This is a genomic window from Mucilaginibacter sp. 320_HR, from assembly GCF_059691875.1.
The window spans coordinates 39008-63673 of sequence record NZ_JCAWAI010000006.1; the positions used below are offsets into that span (position 1 = coordinate 39008).

Annotated in this window: 25 protein-coding genes and 1 tRNA gene; 12 read left to right on the forward strand and 14 right to left on the reverse strand. The window is 43.0% G+C overall.

Going from position 1 to position 24666, the window contains the following annotated elements; genetic code table 11:
• Positions 1 to 23 precede the first annotated feature (23 nt).
• From AC59GT_RS18960 to AC59GT_RS18980, 5 genes are all read right to left on the reverse strand, one after another.
• Complete coding sequence (locus AC59GT_RS18960; protein ID WP_165852044.1) at positions 24 to 185, reverse strand: hypothetical protein; 162 nt, start codon at positions 183 to 185, stop codon at positions 24 to 26.
• A gap of 43 nt (positions 186 to 228) precedes the next feature.
• On the reverse strand, positions 229 to 378 hold the full coding sequence (locus AC59GT_RS18965; RefSeq protein WP_165852043.1) for a hypothetical protein: 150 nt from the start codon (positions 376 to 378) through the stop codon (positions 229 to 231).
• Between the two features lie 18 nt (positions 379 to 396).
• Positions 397 to 588 carry a hypothetical protein gene (locus tag AC59GT_RS18970; RefSeq protein WP_117382856.1) on the reverse strand — a complete coding sequence of 64 codons (192 nt, stop codon included), beginning with the start codon at positions 586 to 588 and terminating at the stop codon, positions 397 to 399.
• Between the two features lie 230 nt (positions 589 to 818).
• The gene (locus AC59GT_RS18975; RefSeq protein WP_497239111.1) at positions 819 to 2006 is read right to left on the reverse strand and encodes an MFS transporter; all 1188 of its coding nucleotides are present in this window, start codon (positions 2004 to 2006) and stop codon (positions 819 to 821) included.
• A 323-nt stretch (positions 2007 to 2329) separates the two neighbouring features.
• Complete coding sequence (locus AC59GT_RS18980; protein WP_497239112.1) at positions 2330 to 4141, reverse strand: glycoside hydrolase family 13 protein; 1812 nt, start codon at positions 4139 to 4141, stop codon at positions 2330 to 2332.
• A gap of 209 nt (positions 4142 to 4350) precedes the next feature.
• Between AC59GT_RS18980 and AC59GT_RS18985 the strand changes: the two genes are divergently transcribed.
• The 8 genes from AC59GT_RS18985 to AC59GT_RS19020 all read left to right on the forward strand — a co-directional run bounded on the left by AC59GT_RS18985 (position 4351) and on the right by AC59GT_RS19020 (position 13477).
• Positions 4351 to 5781, forward strand: coding sequence for an MBOAT family O-acyltransferase (locus tag AC59GT_RS18985; RefSeq protein ID WP_497239113.1), 1431 nt, complete (start codon positions 4351 to 4353; stop codon positions 5779 to 5781).
• 2 nt (positions 5782 to 5783) lie between these two features.
• The gene (locus tag AC59GT_RS18990) at positions 5784 to 6704 is read left to right on the forward strand and encodes an SGNH/GDSL hydrolase family protein (protein ID WP_497239114.1); all 921 of its coding nucleotides are present in this window, start codon (positions 5784 to 5786) and stop codon (positions 6702 to 6704) included.
• 125 nt (positions 6705 to 6829) lie between these two features.
• Positions 6830 to 8536: a ribulokinase gene (locus AC59GT_RS18995; RefSeq protein WP_497239115.1), complete on the forward strand. Its 1707-nt coding sequence runs from the start codon at positions 6830 to 6832 to the stop codon at positions 8534 to 8536.
• 1 nt (position 8537) lies between these two features.
• Positions 8538 to 9239: an L-ribulose-5-phosphate 4-epimerase gene (locus AC59GT_RS19000; RefSeq protein ID WP_497239116.1), complete on the forward strand. Its 702-nt coding sequence runs from the start codon at positions 8538 to 8540 to the stop codon at positions 9237 to 9239.
• Between the two features lie 27 nt (positions 9240 to 9266).
• Positions 9267 to 10757 carry an L-arabinose isomerase gene (gene araA, locus AC59GT_RS19005; RefSeq protein WP_497239117.1) on the forward strand — a complete coding sequence of 497 codons (1491 nt, stop codon included), beginning with the start codon at positions 9267 to 9269 and terminating at the stop codon, positions 10755 to 10757.
• A 68-nt stretch (positions 10758 to 10825) separates the two neighbouring features.
• Positions 10826 to 12526, forward strand: coding sequence for a sodium:solute symporter family transporter (locus tag AC59GT_RS19010; protein WP_497239118.1), 1701 nt, complete (start codon positions 10826 to 10828; stop codon positions 12524 to 12526).
• A 119-nt stretch (positions 12527 to 12645) separates the two neighbouring features.
• Positions 12646 to 12722 (forward strand) — tRNA-Ala (locus AC59GT_RS19015).
• A gap of 107 nt (positions 12723 to 12829) precedes the next feature.
• Positions 12830 to 13477, forward strand: coding sequence for a hypothetical protein (locus AC59GT_RS19020; protein ID WP_497239119.1), 648 nt, complete (start codon positions 12830 to 12832; stop codon positions 13475 to 13477).
• Here AC59GT_RS19020 and AC59GT_RS19025 read toward each other — a convergent pair.
• The 3 genes from AC59GT_RS19025 to AC59GT_RS19035 form a co-directional block, all read right to left on the reverse strand.
• Positions 13466 to 13789 (reverse strand): YqcC family protein, encoded by a 324-nt coding sequence (locus tag AC59GT_RS19025; RefSeq protein ID WP_497239120.1) that lies wholly within the window; start codon positions 13787 to 13789, stop codon positions 13466 to 13468. The genes AC59GT_RS19020 and AC59GT_RS19025 overlap by 12 nt on opposite strands.
• A gap of 28 nt (positions 13790 to 13817) precedes the next feature.
• Positions 13818 to 14369 carry a hypothetical protein gene (locus tag AC59GT_RS19030; protein ID WP_497239121.1) on the reverse strand — a complete coding sequence of 184 codons (552 nt, stop codon included), beginning with the start codon at positions 14367 to 14369 and terminating at the stop codon, positions 13818 to 13820.
• Between the two features lie 364 nt (positions 14370 to 14733).
• Positions 14734 to 15330: a hypothetical protein gene (locus AC59GT_RS19035; protein WP_497239122.1), complete on the reverse strand. Its 597-nt coding sequence runs from the start codon at positions 15328 to 15330 to the stop codon at positions 14734 to 14736.
• 134 nt (positions 15331 to 15464) lie between these two features.
• On the opposite strand from AC59GT_RS19035, the gene AC59GT_RS19040 reads away from it, so the two are divergent.
• From AC59GT_RS19040 to AC59GT_RS19055, 4 genes are all read left to right on the forward strand, one after another.
• Positions 15465 to 16160, forward strand: a complete 696-nt coding sequence (locus AC59GT_RS19040; RefSeq protein WP_497239123.1) for a response regulator transcription factor — start codon at positions 15465 to 15467, stop codon at positions 16158 to 16160.
• Positions 16144 to 17511, forward strand: coding sequence for a HAMP domain-containing sensor histidine kinase (locus tag AC59GT_RS19045; protein WP_497239124.1), 1368 nt, complete (start codon positions 16144 to 16146; stop codon positions 17509 to 17511). The genes AC59GT_RS19040 and AC59GT_RS19045 overlap by 17 nt, the downstream gene beginning before the upstream one ends.
• A 200-nt stretch (positions 17512 to 17711) precedes the next feature.
• Positions 17712 to 18206 carry a hypothetical protein gene (locus AC59GT_RS19050; protein WP_497239125.1) on the forward strand — a complete coding sequence of 165 codons (495 nt, stop codon included), beginning with the start codon at positions 17712 to 17714 and terminating at the stop codon, positions 18204 to 18206.
• Between the two features lie 19 nt (positions 18207 to 18225).
• Complete coding sequence (locus tag AC59GT_RS19055; protein WP_497239126.1) at positions 18226 to 19155, forward strand: bestrophin family protein; 930 nt, start codon at positions 18226 to 18228, stop codon at positions 19153 to 19155.
• A 72-nt stretch (positions 19156 to 19227) separates the two neighbouring features.
• Here the strand turns inward: AC59GT_RS19055 and AC59GT_RS19060 are convergent, their stop codons facing one another.
• The 6 genes from AC59GT_RS19060 to AC59GT_RS19085 all read right to left on the reverse strand — a co-directional run bounded on the left by AC59GT_RS19060 (position 19228) and on the right by AC59GT_RS19085 (position 24577).
• A complete protein-coding gene (locus AC59GT_RS19060) occupies positions 19228 to 19809 on the reverse strand; it encodes a DUF1543 domain-containing protein (RefSeq protein WP_497239127.1) in 582 nt (193 codons plus the stop codon).
• Positions 19810 to 19811: 2 nt separating this feature from the next.
• On the reverse strand, positions 19812 to 21521 hold the full coding sequence (locus AC59GT_RS19065) for an FAD/NAD(P)-binding protein (RefSeq protein ID WP_497239128.1): 1710 nt from the start codon (positions 21519 to 21521) through the stop codon (positions 19812 to 19814).
• A 135-nt stretch (positions 21522 to 21656) separates the two neighbouring features.
• Entirely contained in the window at positions 21657 to 22373 is a 717-nt protein-coding gene (locus tag AC59GT_RS19070; protein WP_497239129.1) for a DUF4397 domain-containing protein, read from the reverse strand.
• Positions 22374 to 22494: 121 nt separating this feature from the next.
• Positions 22495 to 22902 carry a response regulator gene (locus tag AC59GT_RS19075; protein ID WP_497239130.1) on the reverse strand — a complete coding sequence of 136 codons (408 nt, stop codon included), beginning with the start codon at positions 22900 to 22902 and terminating at the stop codon, positions 22495 to 22497.
• Complete coding sequence (locus tag AC59GT_RS19080) at positions 22902 to 23939, reverse strand: sensor histidine kinase (protein ID WP_497239131.1); 1038 nt, start codon at positions 23937 to 23939, stop codon at positions 22902 to 22904. The genes AC59GT_RS19075 and AC59GT_RS19080 overlap by 1 nt, the downstream gene beginning before the upstream one ends.
• Before the next feature lie 425 nt (positions 23940 to 24364).
• Entirely contained in the window at positions 24365 to 24577 is a 213-nt protein-coding gene (locus tag AC59GT_RS19085; RefSeq protein ID WP_497239132.1) for a YtxH domain-containing protein, read from the reverse strand.
• Between the last annotated feature and the right edge of the window lie 89 nt (positions 24578 to 24666).

Genomic DNA, 24666 nt, shown 5'->3' on the forward strand with positions numbered 1-24666 from the left:
TTAGTAGATATAATATATGTTTATCAGGCAGCCGACAACTGTTGTTGTATGGCCTCCTGTTTGTTGCTTGAAGTGAATTGGTTGCGTTCCCTGAAAGCTTTTAAATCTTCCATTAACAGGTTCTTTAATTCGTTATCGTAACGGGCAACTAATTTGCTGGTGGCTGGTTTGTTATAGCGTTTCATAGGTAAATAGTTAGTGTTGTGAGTTTTACAGTGATGTTTTTTACTATGCAGCGTTTAAATGCTGACCATTTATGTTTAGCATTTTTTGCTTTATCGCTTTAACAGCTTTCAGATCGCTCATTAACAGCGTCATTAATTCTTTGTCGAAACGGTTTACCAATTTAGTTGCTGGAGTTTGTTTAGTAGTTTTCATGATCAATATTTTAAATGTTTAGTTTTTAGTGTCTTCGTTATTGTTTGTTTCTTCCTGATTTTCTTCCAGGTTGTCATGCCTGCGTTTTGCCTCTTTAAATTGCCTTTCCAGTTGTTCCTGGTCCCGGCTGTCAGAGGTCTTTTCAGGAGCCGTTGGGTTGTCCCATTGTTTCTCTTCTCCCGCTGTTTCAGTTGTCTCGTCGATAACCATATTAGTGCGTTTGATAAGTACCTTTCCAATTACATGCCAAAAAATTAAAAATGATCTGGAAATCCGCTGTATTAGTAATCTATCGTCAAGAAATTAATTCGTAAACAATTGATAATTAGATACTTGTTGTTGTAAAAATTTTTCAAAAAATATTTCGCAAGCTACTCAGAAAGCTTAGCAAAGGGCTAGTAGAAGGCTACCTGTTTGATAATGGTGTACGGTGTTCGTTTTCACACAGTGCGTTGCATGGTTTTGCGCGTCATCAAATGAATAATTGTAGCAAGTGAGGATAGCACAATTCCTATGGTGCAAATGCCTGCCCAATGATACGAGCCCCAAATGCGTGTAGCCAAAAACGTTCCCAGAGCGCCGCCCACAAAATAAGACACCATGTAAACCGTATTGATGCGATTACGAGCAGAAGGGTTTAAAGAGAAGATTATAGCTTGGTTAGATATGTGCGTGGCTTGTACTCCTGCGTCCATAACTATAACACCTATTATTAAGCCAATCATGTTGTAAGCAGAAAACCAGAAGATCACAAATGAGATGATTACTAACAATAATGTTGCTGTAGATATCTTGTAAGGGTCTGCCTTGTCGCTAAGCCTTCCCATGGCGCCTGCTGCTATAGCCCCTGCTGCACCTGCAAGACCAAAGGCGCCAGCTACATCACTACCCTGGTCAAAATTTTCTTTCAGCATGAACACAAGGGTGGTCCAGAATGCGCTAAAACAGGCGAAGCATAGAGCGCCACGCAAAGATGCCAGCCGGAGTTTGGGTTCATTTTTTACCAAATTGGCAAGTGAGCGCATCAACGTGCCGTAGTTACCCTTATAATCCGGTTCTACCTCTGGTAGCAAAAAATAGATCAGCACCCACATCAGGAGCATAATACCTGCAGCAATGTAAAACATGGCACGCCAGCCCAAATGTGCACCTACAAAACCGCTTACTGTTCGGGATAGAAGTATGCCAATCAATAGACCACTCATTATGAAACCAATCTTTTTACCTCGTTCTTCGGGTTTGGCAAGGTGCGCTGCCATTGGTACCAATAGTTGAGGGATTATAGAGGTACATCCAATAAGAAAGGCGGAGCCTATTAATACATGTATGCTGCTTGCTGTAGCTGTAAGCAGCAGTGCAGCTACAACAAAAGCAAAGTCTATTATCATTAAACGCTTGCGCTTTACCATATCTGCGAGGGGGACTACAAAGAACATCCCAAGTGCATAACCAACCTGAGTAAGCATTGATACTTGTCCTACTTCTCCGCTACTTACCTTAAAGGTTCGTGCCATATCATCAAGTAGTGGCTGATTGTAATAGAGATTGGCAACAACAAAGCCGGTTGTTAGCGTCATTATCCATAAAGTAGTGGCTGTTAACTCTGGTTTGTGTGTTGTAACGTTCATTGGAGATGTTTATTCACAAAAGTGGATAAGATTTTTTTGGTAAAAGTAACTGTCACGTCAACAAATATTAAAATATTGGTAAGCTTTTTGCGTTATCGTTACTATTAAAGTAATGCTCAAAGTTTATTTATATCAAGCTGACAAAAAAATTACAAAAAAGTTCTTGCACGTTTAAAAACTTAGTGTTACTTTTACACCATTGATTGCAAGCAGCAATCGATACATAAAAAAGTCTTCTCATAATTTAGGTTTATAATTGGTTAGTAAAGGCCCCCTGCCCATCAGGGGGCTTTACTGTTTCTATACCTTTTGTGTGCATCAATCTAAACGAGTCTTTTAAGTATCGATCCATTAAGTGTATTTAATGTGAATGAGCCATTGATTCTCCGGTCTGTCAACAGGTCTAAATACTGTCCGTCTGGTAAGTTGAAAGTGTACTCATGATCTTCGGTATTGAAATAAACCAATATCTCATCTTGATTGTCATATCGACGGTATATAAGTATGCCGCCCGCCGCCGTTAAAAACTCTATAGCACCATTATTAAGTACGGGATTGTTCTTGCGAATAGCAATTAATTTTTTATACCATTCAAAGTGTTCGGCATTAAAGCCTACATCGTCGTACAGTTTGTCGCCTGGTTGTATGTTAGTGCGGGTTTCTGGCTCAAACTGATGATCTGGCCACCACAGCGGCTTGCGTTCATCCGGGTCGTCCGCCCCCCACATACCCATTTCTTCGCCATTCCATATATGTGGCGCTCCAATGCTGGTAAACAGGTGTATCAGGTATAATCTTAATCGTTTATAAGTTTCTTCATCGGGTCTGCCAGTGCGATAGTTAGGTTCTTCCCGGGGATTTGCATGAAACTTGTATTTGTTAGTGTTATAATAATCAGTAAGTAGCCTGGGCGTGTCATGGGTGGAGGAAACGTTCATCATCGCATATCGCTTATCTTCGGCCACCCTATTCCACTCATACTCCAAAGACTCTTTAAATTGCTGTGCATCCAACGGAAAATCGGTATGCGCGAAAAAATACCTTGCCGGCCTGTATGCCTGATAGAACATTACCGCATCAAAAACATCACCCTGGGTATACGGTGTAGGATCCATCAGCTTATCAGGCCACTCGTCCCACCAAACTTCTCCCACTAGGTAAGCATCTTTTTTTATGCTTCTAACTTCACGACGGAAATCGCGCCAAAACCCCAATCCAATCTGATCTGCCACATCCAAACGAAATCCATCTATTCCCTCGTCAGTGTTTCCGTTAGGCGCCAACCAGCGCCGGGTTACCGCGAAGATGTGCTGTTTTGCGCCTTCATTAATATTTCCTTCGTAAGGCTGGCCATTAATGCGGTGGGTTGTTACGTCCACCTTCCTTATTTCGGGGAGGCTGGCTACGCCCACCCAACCGGTATAAGCAAATTCATTGTGAGGTGTGTTTGGGTCATCAAATGATCTTATCTCATACCAATCTTTATAGCGAGATTGTGATTGGTTCTTCAACACATCCTGCCATGCCCAAAACATAACTCCTGTATGATTCCAGCTGTAATCCATTATAATGCGCATGTTGCGCGCACGTACTTCTTTAATTAGTTCAAGAAAAAGCCTGTCTGCCGCGGTCCACTGCCAGGTAGCCGGATCAGCCGGATCTTCTGATGCTATAATACCCAAATCACCTTCGGGATCAGGTCCAAAATTCACATCAATGTGGTGATAATTACGTGCATCATACTTGTGTGACGATGGCGCATCGTTTAGCGGGTTTATATACAATGCTGTAACGCCTAAATCTTGCAGGTAATCTAACTTATCGAGTATACCCTGCAGGTCTCCACCATATCTTCTATAGTAGGTATTGTCGATAAACTCGCGGCCTTCTTCCCATGGGTCCTGGCCGTACCAGTCTCTTCCCCATGAGCTCACCTGCCATCCTTCAGGAGCAATTTGTCCTACAGGTGGTATATTGATGTTCTCTGGCTTCGGGTTGTTGCTTTCCATGCCCTTACGAAAGCGTTCGGGAAAAATCTGGTACCAAATCGCGCTTTTACTCCACTTGGGAGCCTGATCAAAGGGCGTTTCCTCTTGCTGTGGTGATGTAAATTCGGCAGATAAAGAAGTGAACATAGCAGGAGAGGGTTATTATGGAAAGCCAGTTAATAATTGACGTGTGCTAATATAACTACTTAACAGGTGTACCGCCATTAGCCGCAATTACTTTAACGGACAACAACCTTTCTGTTACTTTGGTTTAGGTTTAAGCTCCTGTAACGCTCATTGTCTTAAAAGCTTTTATTTTTTATCTTCGTTCGCCCTCTGTTAACTATTGCGCGGCTATGCTATTCAACTCCTTACACTTTGTTGTATTTTTTCTTGTTGTTACCCCGCTCTATTATATACTGCCGCATAAGTTTAGATGGTTGATATTGCTGGTAGCAAGTTGCTACTTCTATATGGTATTTATACCGGTGTACATCCTTATACTTCTGTTCACCATTATTGTAGATTATTTTGCAGGTATACTGATAGAACAATCCAGCGGTAAGCAACGGAGGCTGTACCTGATCATGTCGTTAGTGGCTAATATTGGCGTACTGGCTTTTTTTAAGTACTACAACTTTATTAATGACAATATATCTCTGTTGTTAAACCAAGTAGGTGTTAACAACCATATACCTTACCTTAGTATACTATTGCCTGTTGGCTTATCCTTTCACACCTTCCAGGCCATGAGCTACACTATTGAGGTGTATCGCGGGAACCAGGCTGCCGAACGCCGTTTTGGTATTTATGCCCTGTATGTAATGTTTTATCCCCAATTGGTAGCAGGCCCTATAGAAAGGCCCCAAAATTTACTGCACCAGTTTTACGAAAAGCATCCTATTACCTACGAGAATGTATCTATTGGCTTACGGCTTATGCTACTTGGCTTTTTTAAAAAGCTTGTTGTAGCAGACAGGTTATCCATTTTTGTATCGGCAGTGTACCAAAGTCCGGGTTCTTACAGTACATCCATGCTCATTACGGCGGTAGTGTTTTTTGCATTTCAGATCTACGCGGATTTCTCCGGGTATTCAGATATTGCCCTGGGTACTGCCCGTATAATGGGTTTCAAACTCATGACCAACTTTAACACGCCTTTCTTCGCCACCAGTGTAACCGAGTACTGGCGCAGGTGGCATATATCTCTTAATACCTGGTTTAACGATTACTTATTTACTCCAATTATAGTCGCGAAACGAGACTGGGGCAAGTTTGCTGTAGTGTTTGGTATAATGGTTACTTTTAGCATTAGCGGCCTTTGGCATGGGGCAGGGTGGACCTATATAATATGGGGCGTGCTACATGGACTGGCTATGAGCTATGAGTTTCTGACAAAGAAGTTTAGAAAGAAGATGTCAAAAAAGGCACCCTCTCTGCTGTACAATGGTGTGAGTATGTTGCTGATGTTTGTTTTTCTATGCTTTACCTGGATATTCTTCCGCGCAAACAATGTACAAGATGCTTTCACTGTAATTAGCCGCATCGCCCACCCAACTGGTAAGTTCTTTTTATTTGATAATAATATGAACGTTATCGTGTACTCCCTCATTGCGATAATCATACTCCTTGTGCACGATGCCGCAACTTACCTAAATCATGGCAACAGCTATTTTCTGTATCATACATCGCCAATAGTACGCATGGCTTCTTATTGTTTCTTGTTGCTCAGTATATTGCTAATTGGTGTATTTGATGGCGGACAGTTTATATACTTTAAGTTTTAACTATGGCTGATAAGAAACGTATAGCTAAGAAACTTTTGATATTGTTGGTGCTGATGTTTGTGCTTGACAGGGGTGTAGGCGCGCTGCTGGAGCATTTTTATTTTACTCAAAAAAGTGGATTTGACGCAAGGGCAAATTACATCATCAATAAAACCACTGCTGATGTGCTTGTGTTCGGATCATCGAAAGCTGCAGAACATTACGACCCTAGCATACTTAGCGACAGCCTTAACATGTCTGTTTATAACTGCGGACGAGATCTTAGTTATATATATTACCATTACGGGTTATTGCAGGCAGTACTTAAGCGGTACACACCCAAGCTGATTATTTTAGATACCCGCCCGAACGAATTCCAGATATTCAAGTACCGCGAAAACCTCGACAGGCTCAATGTGTTACTGCCGTATTATGACTCGCATCCGGAAGTGAGGGAAGTTTGTTTGCTCCGAGATAAGTTTGAACGTTATAAAATGTTATCTAAGATTTATCCTTATAATTCGCTTATCCTGTACGAAATGGTGCAGTTTTTACCCAAGTACCAAAAGGATAATAGTAAGGACGGATTTATTGGTAAAACCGGAGAATGGCACGGCAACAAACCCGCTTACAACGTAAACGATGAGGTAGACACGACAGCTGCTATATACTACAAAAAATTTATTGAAAGTTGTAGAGCCAAAGGCATAAAAGTGGTAATTACCATGTCGCCTATTTACCAAACGATAGACTTGAAAGCCAACAGGAATATTGCTTTGATTTACCAAATAGCCAGGAAAAACAATGTTCCTGTGTTTAATTATCTCACAAGCTTTACTAACCCTAAGTATTTTTACGATGACTTGCACCTGAACCGTAGCGGTGCCGAACTTCTAAGCTCAAAAATTGCTCAGGATGTAAAAAGCGTGTATCGTTTAAAATAGCTATACACTACCTTTTATCATAATTTAATCCAAATACCTAAAGCACTCAGCTAAACAGATTTCTGAAAATAATTTTCTATTTCTAGCAAATTAAATGTTAATTAGACAATTATTGTAAACCAATTATGAATAACGATCAATTTGTGATCGGTGTTGACTACGGAACGGACTCTGTCCGCTCGGTGATAGTTGATACCGCGAATGGCCGTGAAATAGCGTCATCAGTGTTCTATTATCGCCGCTGGCGCGAAGGCTTGTACTGCAAACCTTCCGAAAATCAGTTTAGGCAGCATCCGCTAGATTATATAGAGGGGCTGGAAGCCACTATAAAGGATTGTATAAAGAAGGCTGGCGGGCAACAGGCTGCAAGTGCTGTTAAAGGCATCTCAGTTGATACCACCGGGTCTACCCCTATAGCAATAGACGCAACTGGAACTCCGCTTGCGTTGCTACCCGATTTCGAAGTAAATCCTAACGCGATGTTTGTGCTTTGGAAAGATCATACGGGTATAAAGGAGGCCGAACAAATAAATGATCACGCTTCAAAATTTGACACAAATTATCTTCAGTATGTTGGGGGTATTTATTCTTCGGAATGGTTTTGGGCAAAGCTGCTGCATGTGTTAAGGGTAGATGCTGACGTCCGTCAGGCAATGCATTCCTGGGTGGAGCACTGCGACTGGATACCGTTTTTACTTACGGGCGGGAGTGATGCCGCCGACATCAAACGCGGGCGCTGTTCCGCAGGTCACAAAGCTTTATGGGCTGAAGAGTTTGGCGGACTGCCCCCAGATGATTTTTTTACCTCATTAGACCCGTTGCTGACTGGCATCACTGATAGATTATTTACCGAAACATACACTGCTGACAAGGCTGCAGGTACACTCAGCGGAGAGTGGGCTGCAAGGCTGGGTTTATCTACGGGTGTAGTGGTGGGCACGGGCGCATTTGACGCCCACATGGGCGCAGTAGGCGGACAAATAGAGCCGTACTACTTAAGTAAGGTAATGGGTACGTCTACCTGTGACATATTGGTAGCACCCATGAACGACATGAATGGAATACTGGTAAACGGCATCTGTGGGCAGGTAAATGGTTCTGTGATCCCCGGAATGGCAGGGTTAGAAGCAGGGCAGTCTGCCTTTGGCGACACGTATGCATGGTTTAAAAATCTGCTTTCGTGGCCCATAAACAACCTGCTTTCAGCTTCGAAAATAATCGACGCTGCAACTGCTGAAGCCTTGAAAGAAGAGCTTGCAGAACAAATTATACCTGAGCTGAGCCGGCAGGCTGCATTGTTGCCATTTGACGAAGAAAGCGAGCTGGCGATAGACTGGTTTAACGGTCGCCGTACACCCGATGCCAACCAGGCCCTTAAGGGAGCCATTGGTGGACTCAATTTAGGGAGTGATGCCCCGCGGGTATTTCGCGCGTTGGCAGAAGCGACATGTTTCGGCGCTAAAAGCATCGTGGAACGATTTATAAGTGAAGGTATATCGGTTAAAGGAATCATCGGGATTGGCGGAGTTGCAAAGAAATCTCCATTTATTATGCAAATGATGGCTGATGTGTTGGGCATGCCCATACGCATCCATCAGTTTACGCATACCTGCGCATTAGGTGCGGCAATGTTCGCAGCGGTAGTAGCTGGCATATATCCTAACGTTGAGGCTGCCATGCAGGCAATGGGCGGCGGTTTTGATGTAAGCTATGAGCCGAATGAACAAATGAACGCCGTATACCAAAAGCGTTACAAGATGTACCAGTCACTAGGCGGACATATAGATAGACAAACAGCATCTGTAAACGAAGCTAAACTGCAAACCTTGTAGTATGGATCAGTATCAACACATTAGACAAAAAGCTTACAAAGCTAATATGCAGCTGCCAAAGCTTGGGCTTGTGCTGTTTACCTTCGGCAACGTAAGTGCGGCGGACAGAGAATTAGGCGTGTTCGCAATTAAGCCGAGCGGCGTACCTTATGATGAGCTATCGCCTGACAAAATGGTAATTGTCGACTTCGACGGAAAAACCATCACCGGCGACCACCGCCCATCATCAGATACTCAAACGCATGCAGTGCTATATAAAAACTGGGTAAACATTGGCGGCATTGTGCATACCCATTCCACCTTTGCTACGGCATGGGCGCAATCTCAGCGGTGCATACCTATTTTTGGAACCACACATGCAGACCATCTTACTGTAGATGTTCCCTGCGCTCCGCCAATGCATGATGATATGGTGAGGGGAGATTACGAATATCAAACAGGTTTCCAGATCATAGACCATTTCGCCAAATTGGGGTTAAGTTACGAAGAAGTGGAAATGGTGTTGGTAGGCAACCATGCGCCTTTTACCTGGGGCAAAACGGCCGAAAAGGCGGTATACAACAGCGCAGTTTTGGAAAGTGTTGCTCATATGGCGTATTTAACCGAACAGATAAACAACAACGCTCCACGCCTAAAGGACTCTCTAATTAAAAAACATTACGAACGTAAACATGGTCCTGATTCTTATTATGGTCAGGCCTGAACAAATCATACAAATTCTATCAACATCATGATCGATCTAAAAACCTTTGAAGTTTGGTTTATTACCGGCAGCCAAAATTTATATGGCGAAGAAACACTAAAAAAAGTTGCCGAACACGCTCAGCACATTGCAGAAGGATTAAACAGCTCGGGGACAATACCTGTCCGGGTGATCTATAAGCCGGTGGTAAAATCTACTGAAGAAATATATACTACAATACAAGAGGCAAATGCCGCACCGGGTTGCATCGGCATCATTACCTGGATGCATACGTTTTCACCCGCCAAGATGTGGATTCGAGGTTTGAATATCCTTCAGAAGCCAATGCTTCACCTGCATACCCAGTTTAATCGGGACATACCATGGAGTTCTATTGACATGGATTTCATGAACCTTAATCAGAGCGCCCACGGCGACCGTGAGTTTGGCTTTATGGTTTCGCGTTTGCGTAAGAGCCGTAAAGTTGTTGTAGGACATTGGCAGGATACCGGGGTGTTAAGCCAGATTGATACTTGGGCGCGTGCTGCTGCTGCATGGCATGATTGGCAGGGCGCAAAGTTTGTGCGTTTTGGCGATAACATGCGTTTTGTAGCAGTTACAGACGGAGACAAGGTGGAAGCAGAGACCAAATTCGGGTTTGCTGTAAATAGCTACGGCATTGGCGATCTGGTTGCTGTCATAAACAGCGTAACTGAGGATGAGGTTACCACTTTGACTGACCACTACGAAGATATTTATACGATGGACGCATCTTTAAAGAAAGGTGCAGACCACTACCAGTCGGTTTATGAAGCCGCAAAAATTGAACTTGGCTTGCGCAAGTTTTTAGAAGCAGGTGGATATAAAGGCTTTACCGATACTTTTGAGGATTTACATGGGATGGTGCAGTTGCCGGGTATTGCTGCCCAGCGCCTGATGGCTGACGGATACGGCTTTGCTGGTGAGGGTGACTGGAAAACTACCGCCTTAGTACGCGCCTTTAAAGTTATGGGTAGCGGATTACCGGGTGGTAACGCATTCATGGAAGACTACACTTATCACTTCGATCCTGAGAACGAGTTAGTACTTGGCGCCCATATGCTAGAGATAGATGCTTCTTTAGCAGCAGGTAAACCGGCGCTGGAAGTGCATCCACTGGGTATTGGCGGTAAAGCTGATCCGGCACGGTTGGTATTTAACGTGGCGGGCGGAGAGGCGCTGAATGCGTCGTTAATTGACATGGGAAACCGTTTCCGTTTGCTCATAAACGAAGTGGTAGCAGTAGAGCCTGAACACGAGCTTCCAAATTTACCGGTTGCACGTGTGCTGTGGAAGCCGTTGCCTGATATGAAAACAGGTTGCGCTGCGTGGATATATGCCGGAGGTGCTCATCATACAGCTTACAGCCAGAATCTTACCGCAGAACATTTGCAGGACTTTGCTGATATGGCAGGAATCGAATTTTTGCGTATAGGTAAGAATACGACGATAGAGCAATTCAGGAATGAGTTACGCTGGAATGAAATAGCCTACAAATAATCCTTTATCACATGTGCCATAGATGGGTTATGGTACATGCTTAACTATTGATACTTAACCAATCAATTATGAACAAATTTACTCAGATAGATTACATCATATTCGTTATCTATTTTATTGTGGTATCTGGTTATGGATACTGGGTTTACAGCCGCAAGAAGGTACAAGGTGTGTCCGACAGCAAAGATTTTTTCCTTGCTGAAGGCTCTCTAACCTGGTGGGCCATCGGCGCCTCACTTATAGCTTCTAATATCTCTGCCGAGCAGTTTATTGGTACCAGCGGGCAGGGATTTGCTGTGGGGCTTGCGGTAGCAGCATACGAGTGGGTGGCAGCCATCGCACTAATTATTGTGGCAGTGTGGTTTGTGCCGGTGTATCTTAAGAATAAGATATTTACGATGCCACAGTTCCTTCACACGCGGTATAATGAAACAGTGAGTTTTGTTATGGCCATCTTTTGGCTGTTCCTGTATGTATTTGTAAATCTCACATCGATATTATACCTGGGGGCTTTAGCCATAAATAGTCTTGCAGGCGGCGGGTATCTGCACGAGATAATTATTGCTCTTGCAATTTTCGCGCTGATAATAACATTGGGTGGCATGAAGGTAATAGGCTTTACCGATGTAATACAAGTGTTGGTATTAGTAGTGGGCGGGTTGGCCACAACCTACATAGCGCTAACACTGGTGAGCGAGAAATTTGGATTGGGTAAAGACGCAATGGCTGGTTTAAAAGCTATGCTGGGAGACGCTCCTGAACATTTCAAGATGATACTTCCCAAACCCAAGCCGGGCGCTTCTCAGGCCGAAATAAATAAATACCTGGCTTTGCCGGGCATAGCCATGTATTTTGCCGGGCAATGGATAGTGAACCTTAACTACTGGGGTTGTAACCAGTACATTACCCAGCGAGCACTCGGCGCAGATCTTAAAACTGCTCGTACAGGTATACTTTTTGCCGGCCTAATGAAGCTGGCTATGCCGATAATTGTAGTGTTGCCAGGTATAGCGGCTTACGTTTTATACAAGAATGGTGGCTTACAGCACGAGATGGCATCGGGCGGTAAATTCAATTCTGATAATGCTTATTCCGCTGTCCTGGGTTTCCTGCCTACCGGTTTAAAAGGGCTTTCAGTTGCGGCGCTAACAGCTGCAATTGTAGCATCTCTTGCTGGTAAAGCCAATAGTATCTCAACCATATTTACGCTTGACATCTACAAAAAACACATCAAAAAAGATGCAAGCGAAAAGAAGATGGTTAATGTGGGACGGCTCACCATTTTGGCCGCTATGGTGTTCTCTATTATTCTAACCTGGAAAGACATTCTTGGCATAGGTGGCGAAGGCGGGTTTACTTTCATTCAAAAATATACAGGGTTTATCAGCCCGGGTATATTCGCAATTTTTATCCTGGGTTTCTTTTGGAAACGTACTACCGGTCAGGCGGCTATAGCAGGTATCCTTACAGGCTTTGGAATGTCGGTGTTGTTTAACAATTACGCACCGAGGATTTTTGGTAACGAAACCTTGTTGTACACCGCATTCCCAAATGGCAAAGGCGGGTACGAAATACCGTTTCTTATCTGTATGGGGCTGTCTTTCATGTTCACCATTATTGTTATGGTAGCGGTAAGCTTAGCGGGACCGAAAGTAAACCCTAAAGCTATTAAAATAGATGCAGGAATGTTTAAGGTCGACCGTTCTACACTGGCGCTAATCATTATAACACTCCTGCTGCTAACAGCATTGTATGTTAGATTTTGGTAATAGTGTAAAGCAGCGGGAACAAAGGTATTTAGAAGAATAAAACAAGGTGGCACGTTGTCAAAATAATTATCAATTCAGTATAATGTTATTGGAAGATATAATATATTTGCCACCCGAACGGGGGATTAGCTCAGCTGGCTAGAGCGCTTGCATGGCATGCAAGAGGTCATCGGTTCGACTCCGATATTCTCCACCAAATTGAAGGTCTTACGAAATTTCGTAAGGCCTTTTTCATTTACTGAGTTTACATCTAACAAGCTAACTAGTTAGAAACCATTACCGGTATTTTACTGTTCTAAGAGTATGATTTTTAACAAATCAACAGAAATGCCAGGCAAGTATTCACCCGATGATAGCTTTAAGCAAGGCTATATCGCTCCTGATGTGCTTCTGAAGTGTGGCAATTTCCGCAGCGCGTTTTTAATGTTCAGCCTTATATTTTGGTGTTTTACTTTAATTATCCTTTGCCAGATGGCGTCTCACAGCGTAAACCCACATCTGGCTGCTAAAGCGCGTAGTATAAACGACTTTTTTGGGAACACTAAGGCTTTCATGATAGGGCCTATTACCTTTGTTGCAGCGATAATGTACTTTATCTATGGCCGAAAGACCTTAATGTGGCACAATGGTGTTATAATTGACAACAAGCCAGTCAACATTGTACATTACCAGGTCAAAAAAATCAGCAACCGGGTAAACCTCATCTACCTTCAATCAAAAGGGCGACTTTGGATCATATACCCGGTAACTTCTCAGGAAAACAGAAGGTTTGCGAATCCCGAGATTTTGAAAAGGGAACTAGCTGTGAATGAAACGCAATTGAAGTTATTAGAAGATAAACTGACAAACTCCGCTGCTACCGAAAAGCAATTTTGGTTCTTTACAAAAGGAGTGGTGGCTTCTTTCCTGATTTTTGTGACGATAGTCATAATTGCATTTTCAGATATCTGATTTTTCTATTAGGCTGTCAAATTCGCTTAGCAAGGTATTTAAATGTCTGTACCTGTCTTCTTCCAAATTTCTATGGGCATATACCGATACTGACGAGGACTTTGGGAACTTTCCGCGACTGGCAACAATCTCCTGAATTCTCGGGATAAACACAAACTGAAGCCAGGTAGTAAACGGCATGGTGTTGCTGCCAAATGCACCCATGTTTACGAAAACTTCTTCTCCGGGGCGTTCCTTCCGCCACTCACCAAGTTTTTTTAGTTCAACTTCTATACTGATAATCTTTTGTTCCCCTTGTTGGTAAATATCCATGTTGTTATTGATCAAGTTATCAAGCTCTTTATCCTCTGCCTGTTGTCCAAACTTTAAACCTTGTTCTTATGAAAACGCACATGAGTGAGTAGATGAATAAAGGAACCATCAACCAAAACCAGCGATTATAGGTTTGGCCTCTGATGGAGCTATTGGCAGATAGCACCTTTTTGCCATCTATTTCCAGTCCGTACATCTTTATGCTGGAAGCTTCCTGTGGCCAGGCTATGTTGTTTTGTGTGCGGTATTCAGTTGGTTTTTGCAGGTTTTGTTGGTCAACTGCCATAATCCTGAACGACGCTATATCACCTGTCTTGAAGTCATCACCATCAACCTGCCAGTTCTCAAATACACTTGCATCTTCCAGCAAGAAGTTACGTTTATAGCCTGCAATCTGAAAATGATAGTAACTGCTTTTGCCGCTGTATTTACCACTGCCGCTGCCACCTTTAGCTCCAGTTTTAATATCGGTGATTTTACCGCGTATAGTCTTTTTAGATAGCTGGCCTTGCAGTTGATGATTGCTCCAAATGAACAGAACAACTATAGCAACAATAGCCCCAATGCTCTGGATGTACATCCGCTTGTAGGATATGGGATAGAAAAAGAAAAAAAACTTTGTCCTTACATGTATCAGCCATTGATTTTCACTGTTAATAAGTGTTACTAATAAAGCTCAGTCTTGTACAGTAATTATTGCGCAAGTGTTTCGGTTGAAAGCGAAACACCCGAAACAATGTTTTTTTGTAAATAGTTAATGATCAACAGATTAATAGTTTAAGCCGAAACATTGTGAAACAGTACAAACACTCCAGGTGAAACAAACTAAAGCTCTTTAGATTAATCAATTAAGCTAAAACTGACAAAATCTTGTCATCGGCTTGATATACCGGCTAGTGCCACCAGGGTGAAACACTAGTTAACTTACTATCAACTTGGATATGTCAGGTATATAAAATACCCATATCTGTTAAAATGTTTGGCGCTGCAAAACCTGCTACAATACCACCAATAATGCAAAATACAGATAAGGTAAACAAGGGGATAGCAGCAATAATGTAATAAACAGGCCGGCTTTCTCTTACCTGTATTGAATACGTGCTGTAATCAACAGGTGCATCAGGGAATAAACGAGAAAATAGCTGTTCAAAAAAAGAAGTGCCGTTTCGCTTTTCCAGCGTTAGCCGGTAATCGCCTGGTTCTGCATAAAAACGAAGGGTTTCCAGGCGTGCCGTATCCAGGCCGTTAACATGAGGGCTAAAAAACGAATTGGTTAAGCTAACGCTTTCTCCGCCCGGTTCTTTGGTTAGCTTTATATTAAACTTGTCTATAGGTGTGCGTTTAAACAACTTGCCCTTTTGCCAAACGGCGTATACCCCAGGTTTATCAATATCAAAATTGTATGATTTTTGACTCATCGGGAACTCAGCAACCACCTCGCCGCTAAAAAGCCCTTTTAGCATACCTATGGTTTTTATAAGGATGAACAAGCCGAGGGGAACAAGGCAAAAGAATGCAATTCTAAAGAAGGTTAAGCTCATGTTTTTATGTGTAAGGCAAACCATTATACTTGCCGGATTATTGATAAAGTTTGATCATGGCAAACATCCGTCATCAATAACAATTAAAATCCGTTTTGTTACCTTTAGCCGCCCCTCTAAATCTCTTTTATTAAATGAAGATACTACTTGTTGAAGACGAGCCCGGATTAGTGTCGGTAATTGTTCGCGGGTTAACCGATGCAGGAATGGAGGTTAGCGTAGCCGGGGATGGTGCTACCGGTTTGGAAATGACGGTGGGCCACCAATTTGACCTATTGATTCTGGATGTAATGTTGCCTGGAATAAACGGTATACAACTTTGTAAAGAGATCCGTAAACAGGATGATAACATAGCTATACTGATGCTGACAGCTCTCTCAAGTACAGAGAACGTGGTAACCGGGCTTAACGCCGGTGCCGACGACTACCTTGCCAAACCCTTTAAATTTGCAGAACTGGAGGCACGGATACGTACCCTGGTGCGCCGCAGCAAAAAGGGCGATTCGCCAAAAACTGTGCTTTCTTTAGCCGGGTTGGAGGTTGATACAACATCAAAAACAGCAAAGCGGGACGGCAAAGCCATTAGCCTCACCGCTACGGAGTATCGGTTACTTGAGTATTTTATGCGCCATCAAAATATGGTACTCTCCAGGATACAGATACTGGAAAATGTATGGGATATTGATTTTAACATGGGTACCAACGTGGTGGACGTATACGTGAACTATCTGCGCAAAAAGGTTGATAGTGCCCATCAGGTAAAGCTTTTGCATACCGTATTTGGCATGGGCTACATAATGAAGGAAGAAAGCAATGAAGCTTCAAACTAAAATAACGTTGCTTTTTTTTGGCATTTCTACCATAGGCTTATTGCTGCTTAATGCCTCTATATTCTACTTTGTATCAAAATTTAACTTCGAAGACTTTTTTAAACGATTGGAGGCAAGAGTAAACCTCACTGCCGAGATTAGCATTGATCCCGATAAGTCATCTCTTGCTTACCAGCAGGTAAGGCAACGCTACCTCGAGAAGCTCTTTAACGAGAAGGAGTACGTTGTACGGCTGGATACATCCACGGCAGATAACCACATACCGGCTCTGAAACTTCCCAAATCTTTTTACCGGGAAGTTATAGCATCTAAAGGCAGAAAAGTAAGATATACGCAAAAGAACCGCTTTTACGCCGGTGGTTACTTCAACAGCAAAGGTAGGGGTTATATAGTAGTGGTGACCGCAACAGACCCTTATGGCTTTAAAGAGCTGGAAGAGTTAAAACGGGTGCTCATTGCTATGTTTTTTGTGGCTATTGTACTGGCTTATGTAGCAGGTAAGGTATTTTCTTATTTAACTGTACAGCCTTTAAGGGGTATGATAAAACGGGTTAAAAGCATTACTGCCAATAACCTGCACATGCGACTGGACGAGATAAAAAGCCGGGACGAAATAGCCGAACTGATACTCACCTTTAACAATATGCTTACGCGGCTGGAAACAGCTTTTGAAACGCAGAATAATTTCGTGAGCAACGCCTCGCACGAATTGCGTACACCTTTAACTATCATAACCAGCGAAACCGAACTGCTGCTGACTAATACCCGGCTGGATAATGAACTTAAGCCCGCCGTAAAAGCGATTTTGCTGGAAGCCGAGAAACTTGGGCAAATACTGGCTAGTTTATTAGGACTGGCACAAACCGGTTTTGACGGCAAAAAGCAAGACTGGCAAAAAATACGGATTGATGAACTAATAATTACTGTAGCAGATGCTGCCAAAAAGGTAATTGCGGAAAGTATTATAGACCTGGATTTCTCGTCTCTGCCTGAGGATGAACTTTCGCTGCAAACCGAAGGAAATGTAAACCTGCTGCAACTTGCGCTAAGCAATATTGTGCTAAATGCCTGCAAATACTCCAATAACCGGCCGGTACAAATACAAGTTACATCTACAGGCGGGCGCATCATTGTAAAGGTGATAGACAGGGGTATTGGCATTCCGCAGGAAGAGCAGCAACATATTTTCGAGCCGTTCTTCAGGGCATCAAACACAGGTAATTTTCAGGGGCATGGTATAGGCCTGCCATTAACGTTAAACATCATCAGGTTACATAAAGGATCCATAGGTATACGATCCGAAGAAGACAAGGGTACCGAGATACAAATTTTGCTTCCGGTTGTAAAATAAGCGGCCCGCTTCTTATCATTTTCTAATAACTCGAGTCAATCTCTTAATACCTCTTAAACCGGATGGTTTTAAGGGCTGTAATCCAGTGAATTAGTTATTAGAGCTTTTTCTTAATTCTAATAAGACTTTAATAAGTATCTTATAACTTCTTAATGGGTGCGGGGTAAAATTGTGATGTAAAACAATTTAATCTGTCATCTATGAAAACTATATTAATTCCAACAGACTATCAGCCCGATGCCCTTAAGTGCATCCAGGGCATTACCAACCAGGTGCGGGGAGAGAGTATCAACCTTGTGTTTGTACACATGTTTAAATTATCTGATTCTGAAAACGACCTGCTGATGCTGAGCCGCCGCAGCCGCGAGTATGAAAGAGTAAGCGACGAATTCTATAAGCAGTTAAGAGACATACGAGCGCAAAATCCCCAGATCCACAATGTTAAGCTCGAGTTTTTGTACGGCAGCACGCTAGGCATGTTCAGGAACTTTTTGGACGCTAACGAGGTAGACATGATACTGGAAAGCGAAAGCTGTTCTTTTGGTGCCATCCACAAAAGCAGCATCAACCCGGATGTACTTATTCAAAAAAGCGGATTGCCTGTGCTTAAACTCAATAAAAAGCAGGCGCATGTTCAAGAGCAACTGGCTGCCGAACATGTTTACCAAAACGAAGAAGTTTTAACAGAAGCATAAACCTTAAACATCATCTGCCATGTTATTAAAAGAAAACATCCCTGTCAGCTACATGCTGGGCAAGGTAAAAAAGGAAGTGCTGCTTGTAACCGTTTACTCGGTTTTGATAGCAGTTATGTACAACAACTTTCATGTTACCCGTATATCAATACCTATTGCAGTACCAACCATATTGGGTACCATTATATCGCTGTTGCTTGCCTTTAAATCTAACCAGGCTTACGACCGCTGGTGGGAAGCACGTACCCTTTGGGGAGCGATTGTAAATGATTCCCGCTCATTCACCCGCCAGTTACTGACCTTTGTTGACACTCCATATGCCGAAGAAGAGCAACGCCGGTTTGTAGAAAAGCTAAGTAAACGGCAGATAGCCTGGTGCCACAGCCTCAGCTGCCACCTGCGTAAGCAAGACCCGCGCGCCGGATTAGAAAAGTACCTAAGCGAGGAAGATATGAAGCACATCAGCCGCTATGATAATGTACCTGTAGCCCTATTGGAGTTGCATGGTGCAGACATCCGCAGTGCGTATAAACTGGGCTGGATAAATGAATTCCAACAGGTTGAGCTGGATAAAACGTTAACACGTTTCTCAAACCATATGGGAGGATGCGAGCGTATTAAGAACACGGTGTTCCCGGCAACTTACAGCACGTACATCCACTTTTCGGTTTTGCTGTTCATCCTGCTATTGCCGTTTGGCTTGATAGAATTCTTTGGTGTGGTAGAAGTACCATTGGTAATTGCAATTGCAACATCCTTTTTCCTGATAGAAAGCATGGCTATACACCTGCAGGATCCGTTCGAGAACAAACCTACCGATACGCCTACCACTACCATTTCCCGCACGATAGAGCGCGACGTCATGCAAATGCTTAAAGAAAACTATAAAGCAGAAAGCAAGCCTTCAGTAAGTGCCAGCGAACAGTCTAAGGTATTTTACATATTGTAAACTCGTTCTTATTTACAGCAAAGGGGCTCAACTTTATGGTTGAGCCCCTTCGTGTTTCAGATCGAAGCTGTATCAGAGTTTATCAAGTTTAAAGTAGCCTAAATGAATCACATCTTCTGGCAATCCTTCGGCGGGAGTAATCTGAATGTGGTATTTAGCTTTTTGCTGTTCGCTTAGTATGTCTTCAATGCGGTAAATGTCGTCTACATCTATGCCATATTTTTCATCGATGTGCGAGTTTGCTCCTTTAATCGTGGCTATGGATTGTTTTTTGAAGAACGCAGTCTTTTTAGCATCCTGTACTGCCCGGGCGCGATCGTCCTGTACGCTTAAAACGGTATAGTGCTGTTCTTCTAACTTGCCGGCTGTATATCCCCCAAGGTTAATGAAGAACAGCCGGTTATTGCCAGTTGGGGCAGCGTGCTCCTTCAGCAAAACTTTAACGGCGTAACCGTCCACAGTATTTACCTCGCGCCAGCCATCTATATGTAAACTGTAGCCGGCTTCGGGCCAAAAGGCCTTTATTTCCGGCACAAGTTCTTTAAGGTTAGATGCTATAGCAAAAAAGTAATCGTGCTGTTCTACATTTCGCCTTGGCGTTTTCGATCCCAGCAAGATCATGAATAACTTTAAATTGTCACTTGAACTTTCCATAACTAGGCGTGCAATATAGCTTTTGCGATGCGTTCAGATGCTGCCTCAGAAAAATCTAATCCGGAATAATCGGGATTAAAACCTCCAATATAAGGCACGGCCATAATGTAAATACGATTGTTTAACGCTCCGTAGGCGTCCACCGCCTGGAAGGCATCATTTATGGCTACTCCGGGTACTGTTAAAACGTAATTCCCGTTTCTGTCTTTCTCTACTTTTTTGTTGTGCTCCATTTCGGCAGCGCCTAATTGTGCATCCCGAAACAGAAGTTTTGCAGGAGTAACAGTGAGGTTTTCTCTTAGGCCTGGATAAGGCAGATCATTGTAAGACAAGTGTGGCTGGCCAATGCTGTCAACAAACACGGGATAAGGCTCGGCAACCTTTTTACCATCTTCGTTGGTATAGTGGTAAACGATGCCGCCGGTATTAACAGGCTCTACTTCGCTGTCATCGCCAACACTTACAAGGGTAAGCACACCCGCTTTCCAAAGCGCCAGTAACTCCTCAACAGAACTTTGCGGCACAAATGCTATTACAATAGAGATGAGCGGCATAAGGGTCTTCTGCACCCGCAGCATATCCTCTGCAGAGAAGTACTTAGCCGGATAATTCATGGCGAAGCTTAGTACCGCAAGCATTTCTTTCCAGTAAACTGATTCTTCCGCTTCTATGGACTTTTCAGCTTCCTTGTACTCAGCTTGTAACAACTCAAAAGGATCGGCCTGCTCGCGCATTACCATCATAAAGTTAACGAATTCTTCCATCTGCACATCTTTAATGCGCTTGTAAAAGGCGGGCCGTTTAGTCTTAAAGCCGTCTTTAAAGTTGCGGTCAAAAACAAGGTCGAGCGGGAGGAAACCGTCATTTTTTTCGCGTGCTTCAGCAATTTCCTCATTGCTTAGCACAGTGTCTTTACCCAGGTGCGAATCTTCTAAATGAAAGCGTACCGCAGGCAGCATGCCATTACGCGAGTGCAGCACCAGCCGGAAGCCTTTGCTGGCTTCATCTACTTTATAAGTTAAAACGCCATCTGGATCTTTCTGGTAGCTGCCGTTGTGCCTGCTGAGTGTACGTATGGCATCAATAGCAGTAAGCGACGCGCCCCTGACAGCAACGGGAGTATTTACCTTAAAACCTAGCTTTGATGGGGGGTAAGGGGAGTCGTAGTAGCCGGGAATCTTGCCTTCATGTACTTTTGGCCACCGGTGCCCGGTACACAGCACAATATGGTCGAACTCATACTTATCGCCGGCTTCGGTTATTACCAGGGTAGTCTCCTGTTTTGGCTGGTCGATAACGTCAACTACCGTTGTATTGTAGTAAACCTGTATAGCTATGCTCTTCTCTTTGGCTGCTGCCAGTACAAGTTTAAATTGCGCAGCAAGGTATTGCCCAAACAATAAACGGGGCAGCACCTTGTACTCGTTAAAGTGTTCCCGGCGTATGTTGAACTTATTTAGTGTGTCTTCGGGAACAGTTTTGATCCACTCGGAAATGGTAGTGACAAGCTCCGGTATCTCGTTGTCCGACACGTTGGTTACGTGCTCATCGTTTGCGCCAAGGTGGCTGTAAGGCATCCCTGCACCCAGTTGATTGTTCTTTTCAAAAATGGTTATCTGCAGATCGGTATTTCCGGCATCTACCAGCCGCTTAACCATAAATAAGGCACTTGGGCCTCCGCCAATTATGCCAATGTGTTTAGTACTATTCAAAATGTATTCGTATTAGCAATTACTGCTAGATGAATACTAAAACAAGGCGATTTGTTTGATGCGCGGCTATTCCTTTAAAGAATGTAAAACAAAAAAGCCCCAGATATCCGGGGCTTTAAAATAGGTAGATGATGTTTAATAGTAGAAAACGTTTTTTTGGATTTTGGCTGTTAGCTTTTTAGCGTCTGTAGCGCCGTTCACTCCCTGCAACCAAACAGTGTAGATGGAACCATTATTTAATGGTACGTTAGTTAAGGAAGCTAACACGGTTGTAGTGCCTGTTTGGCGAACCTCGATAGTATAATTGGCTTTTTGATCAACCGGAACAAATGGTGATACGTTTTTGTAACCTTTGTTGGTAACTAAAGTGGCACCGTCTTTTATAACCAGATCTGCTGCCGGTGCATTCTGGCTCAGGTTAACAAAGCGTATGGCAGCTTTGCCATCTGCCGGTCTGCTAATGCTATCGTTAACTAAAATGGTTTCCTGGTGGCCTGCTTCGTTAGCCAAAAACAGGGAATAATATTTATCCTGTTGTAGTTTAATGGTATCTGCCAGGTACAGGGTTTGTGTACCTGCGGTGTAGAATGACGCTTTTCTGTTGCCGGAATAAGCTTGCAGGTAATCTAATCCGCTGCCATAAATGATAGGGTAAACGCTGGCGCGGTTCTGATCAAGGTAGAAGTCGAGATTAGGCGAACCTGGTGACGCGTTGATTACAGATAGTAGGGCAAACGGTGGCTGCACCGTGTTGTCGTTGTTTTTTAAACATGAGCTGAGTGATACGGCCAGCAAACAGATCATCCCGAATATGCCCGCCCGCCTAACTAATTTTTGCTGAATTTGTGTCATTGTTAACATTGGTTTTAGTAAAGTATAATAACAGCATTACGCTACCAATCTTTAAAACGCTACCAGAGCAGACGTTTTTTTCTAAAATCACAAATTCAAAAAACAGAAAATATCTATTCAGCTAGATGTTGAGGGCGTTACGGATGTGATGTAAATGTTCAACCGTGAGTGGTTTAACAATAAAGTCGCTTACGGCAGATATTTTGCGTGCCCGGGCGTAATCCTCTTCGTCAATAGACGAGCTTACTATATAAACAGTTATTTTCTTACCGAACTTTGGTATAAGCTTAACAAATCCGTCCAGGAATTGCCAGCCGTCAAGCACGGGCATGTTTATATCAAGCAAAATAACGTCAGGTAGTTCTTCTACCCGGCTGGCGTTGTCAGTAAAAAAATCAAGGGCTGCTTTGCCGTTGTGAAAAAAGATAGTCTTGTTTGCAATTTCTGCCCGGTTTATAATCCGTTTAACGGTGAAAGTATAAATCTCATCATCATCAATTACACACGCTATATCAATCTTATTATCCATTAAAAAGTTATTTTAAATACCGACCCATTACCCGGGGAACTTGTAACATCAATTTGCCCCCCTTGTGATTCTACCTGTGTTTTTACCAGGAACAATCCTACACCATGTGCATCCTTACGCTCGTGGAATGTTTTATATAAACCAAATATTTTACTGCCGTGCAGTTCCAAATCTATGCCTATTCCGTTGTCGCTACACTCCAGCACAGTGCGCAAATCTTCGTTAACATACGATCTTAGTATTATAGTTGGATTACGTTCCTCACTTCTATATTTTATAGAATTTGATATCAGATTTAAAATAATGCTCTCGAGGTAAATGCGCGGGAAGTATACCTCTGCAACCTGGAAATCTGTTGTCACTGTGCCATGGTTCAACTCCAGATCCGACCGGAATACCTCCAGTACTTTATTGGTTACCGCTTTAAGGTCAACCTGTTCCGAAGCTATTACACTCTCCTTAATTCTTATTGCCTGGGAAAGATCGTCAAGCGTAGCGTTAAGCGAACGAGAAACACTGGTGATTTTACTGAAAAGTTCGGCGTTGTCACTATCTAGCGTTCCTGGGTCAACCAGCGAGGTAATCAGCGTCATGTTGCTGGCGTGATTGCGTATGTTGTGCGACAGGATGTGTGTAAAGGTTTTTAATTGCTTGTTATTTTGGGTGGTAAGTTCCAATGCTCGGTTAAGCGCTATTTCGTTTTGAAGCAGCTTTTCTTCTACAACACGGCGTTTTTCTATTTCTGCTTCGAGCTCTGCAACAGTGCGCAGGCTCAAGATTACCGGTAACACCCTATATAGTGCATAAACAGTGGTAATAGATACCACTGCGGTAATAAACCTTAGCAAAGCGCTAAGCCGGTATGCGGGCCACCAAAATATAGATGCATCAATAAGGTGTGTTAGGCCGCAAAGAAGTATAAAAGCAATAAACAGGAAAAAAATGCGGTGAAAGGGGATGTCCTTCTTTTTTCGGATCATCATCATCAACAGCACCGGGATGGCAAAATAAGCGGCCCAGATGCCTATGTCAGACAAGATATATAACCAGCCATGAAAATCTGACCAAGTGCCGCAATGCCATCTCGGTGGCCAGTCGGCGGTATTAAATAGCTTTACAAAAAATTCTGAAACCTGATCCCAAAGGGACAAAGAAGCGGTTTTTTTTGCTGGGCTGCAGGCAACTCCGCAGAGCCGTGTGGAGCGTAATAGGGTGTCGGCCGGGTTCAATTAAAGCTTGTATTTGCAGGTAAATATAAAATATATACTGAACAGGCAATTAACTTTCGAATTAATTTAATTGAACCATTGTGTCATTTAATTTTTAAGGTTATGAAGATCATCTTGTACTTAACCAGTAATTAAAAAACTACTGTTAATCAGTACTGTACAGCATTCCTTAAAACAGAACCGCCTTCCATATTTTAAGTACAGAAGGCGGCTTCAAAAGTGCAAAAGCAGGATTATATTCCTTCGCTGTAGTTGGCTTTCTCTTTAACGGTTTGCGATGCCTGGTCAACAGCATTCTCGGCATACTTCTTAGCCTTGTCAAACCATTCCGGAGCGTCTTCTGTAATATCGTCCAGTATTGAACGGCCGTTAGGCCCTTTCTTGGTAATATAGTTTATTCCGTAACCAATGGCTGCGCCAACTGCTATAAATCTTAATAAGCCCATGATATTGTTAATTTAAGTAAATGTTATTGAACTGATATTTACAACTTTGATGCCAAGAACTCAGGATTGTTACATTCCTATGGAAGTGG

What these genes read in the sequence shown, in the direction of transcription:
- AC59GT_RS19035 (WP_497239122.1), bottom strand. Translation starts at nt 15,330, where the DNA reads ATGAGCTTAACCTTCTTTAGAATTGCATTCTTTTGCCTTGTTCCCCTC.
- AC59GT_RS18960 (WP_165852044.1), bottom strand. Translation starts at nt 185, where the DNA reads ATGAAACGCTATAACAAACCAGCCACCAGCAAATTAGTTGCCCGTTAC.
- AC59GT_RS19060 (WP_497239127.1), bottom strand. Translation starts at nt 19,809, where the DNA reads ATGGAAAGTTCAAGTGACAATTTAAAGTTATTCATGATCTTGCTGGGA.
- AC59GT_RS19045 (WP_497239124.1), top strand. Translation starts at nt 16,144, where the DNA reads ATGAAGCTTCAAACTAAAATAACGTTGCTTTTTTTTGGCATTTCTACC.
- AC59GT_RS18970 (WP_117382856.1), bottom strand. Translation starts at nt 588, where the DNA reads ATGGTTATCGACGAGACAACTGAAACAGCGGGAGAAGAGAAACAATGG.
- AC59GT_RS19025 (WP_497239120.1), bottom strand. Translation starts at nt 13,789, where the DNA reads ATGGATATTTACCAACAAGGGGAACAAAAGATTATCAGTATAGAAGTT.
- AC59GT_RS19040 (WP_497239123.1), top strand. Translation starts at nt 15,465, where the DNA reads ATGAAGATACTACTTGTTGAAGACGAGCCCGGATTAGTGTCGGTAATT.
- AC59GT_RS19050 (WP_497239125.1), top strand. Translation starts at nt 17,712, where the DNA reads ATGAAAACTATATTAATTCCAACAGACTATCAGCCCGATGCCCTTAAG.
- AC59GT_RS19085 (WP_497239132.1), bottom strand. Translation starts at nt 24,577, where the DNA reads ATGGGCTTATTAAGATTTATAGCAGTTGGCGCAGCCATTGGTTACGGA.
- AC59GT_RS18975 (WP_497239111.1), bottom strand. Translation starts at nt 2,006, where the DNA reads ATGAACGTTACAACACACAAACCAGAGTTAACAGCCACTACTTTATGG.
- AC59GT_RS18995 (WP_497239115.1), top strand. Translation starts at nt 6,830, where the DNA reads ATGAATAACGATCAATTTGTGATCGGTGTTGACTACGGAACGGACTCT.
- AC59GT_RS19055 (WP_497239126.1), top strand. Translation starts at nt 18,226, where the DNA reads ATGTTATTAAAAGAAAACATCCCTGTCAGCTACATGCTGGGCAAGGTA.
- AC59GT_RS19000 (WP_497239116.1), top strand. Translation starts at nt 8,538, where the DNA reads ATGGATCAGTATCAACACATTAGACAAAAAGCTTACAAAGCTAATATG.
- AC59GT_RS19070 (WP_497239129.1), bottom strand. Translation starts at nt 22,373, where the DNA reads ATGACACAAATTCAGCAAAAATTAGTTAGGCGGGCGGGCATATTCGGG.
- AC59GT_RS19075 (WP_497239130.1), bottom strand. Translation starts at nt 22,902, where the DNA reads ATGGATAATAAGATTGATATAGCGTGTGTAATTGATGATGATGAGATT.
- araA (WP_497239117.1), top strand. Translation starts at nt 9,267, where the DNA reads ATGATCGATCTAAAAACCTTTGAAGTTTGGTTTATTACCGGCAGCCAA.
- AC59GT_RS19010 (WP_497239118.1), top strand. Translation starts at nt 10,826, where the DNA reads ATGAACAAATTTACTCAGATAGATTACATCATATTCGTTATCTATTTT.
- AC59GT_RS18965 (WP_165852043.1), bottom strand. Translation starts at nt 378, where the DNA reads ATGAAAACTACTAAACAAACTCCAGCAACTAAATTGGTAAACCGTTTC.
- AC59GT_RS19030 (WP_497239121.1), bottom strand. Translation starts at nt 14,369, where the DNA reads ATGTACATCCAGAGCATTGGGGCTATTGTTGCTATAGTTGTTCTGTTC.
- AC59GT_RS18985 (WP_497239113.1), top strand. Translation starts at nt 4,351, where the DNA reads ATGCTATTCAACTCCTTACACTTTGTTGTATTTTTTCTTGTTGTTACC.
- AC59GT_RS18990 (WP_497239114.1), top strand. Translation starts at nt 5,784, where the DNA reads ATGGCTGATAAGAAACGTATAGCTAAGAAACTTTTGATATTGTTGGTG.
- AC59GT_RS19020 (WP_497239119.1), top strand. Translation starts at nt 12,830, where the DNA reads ATGATTTTTAACAAATCAACAGAAATGCCAGGCAAGTATTCACCCGAT.
- AC59GT_RS18980 (WP_497239112.1), bottom strand. Translation starts at nt 4,141, where the DNA reads ATGTTCACTTCTTTATCTGCCGAATTTACATCACCACAGCAAGAGGAA.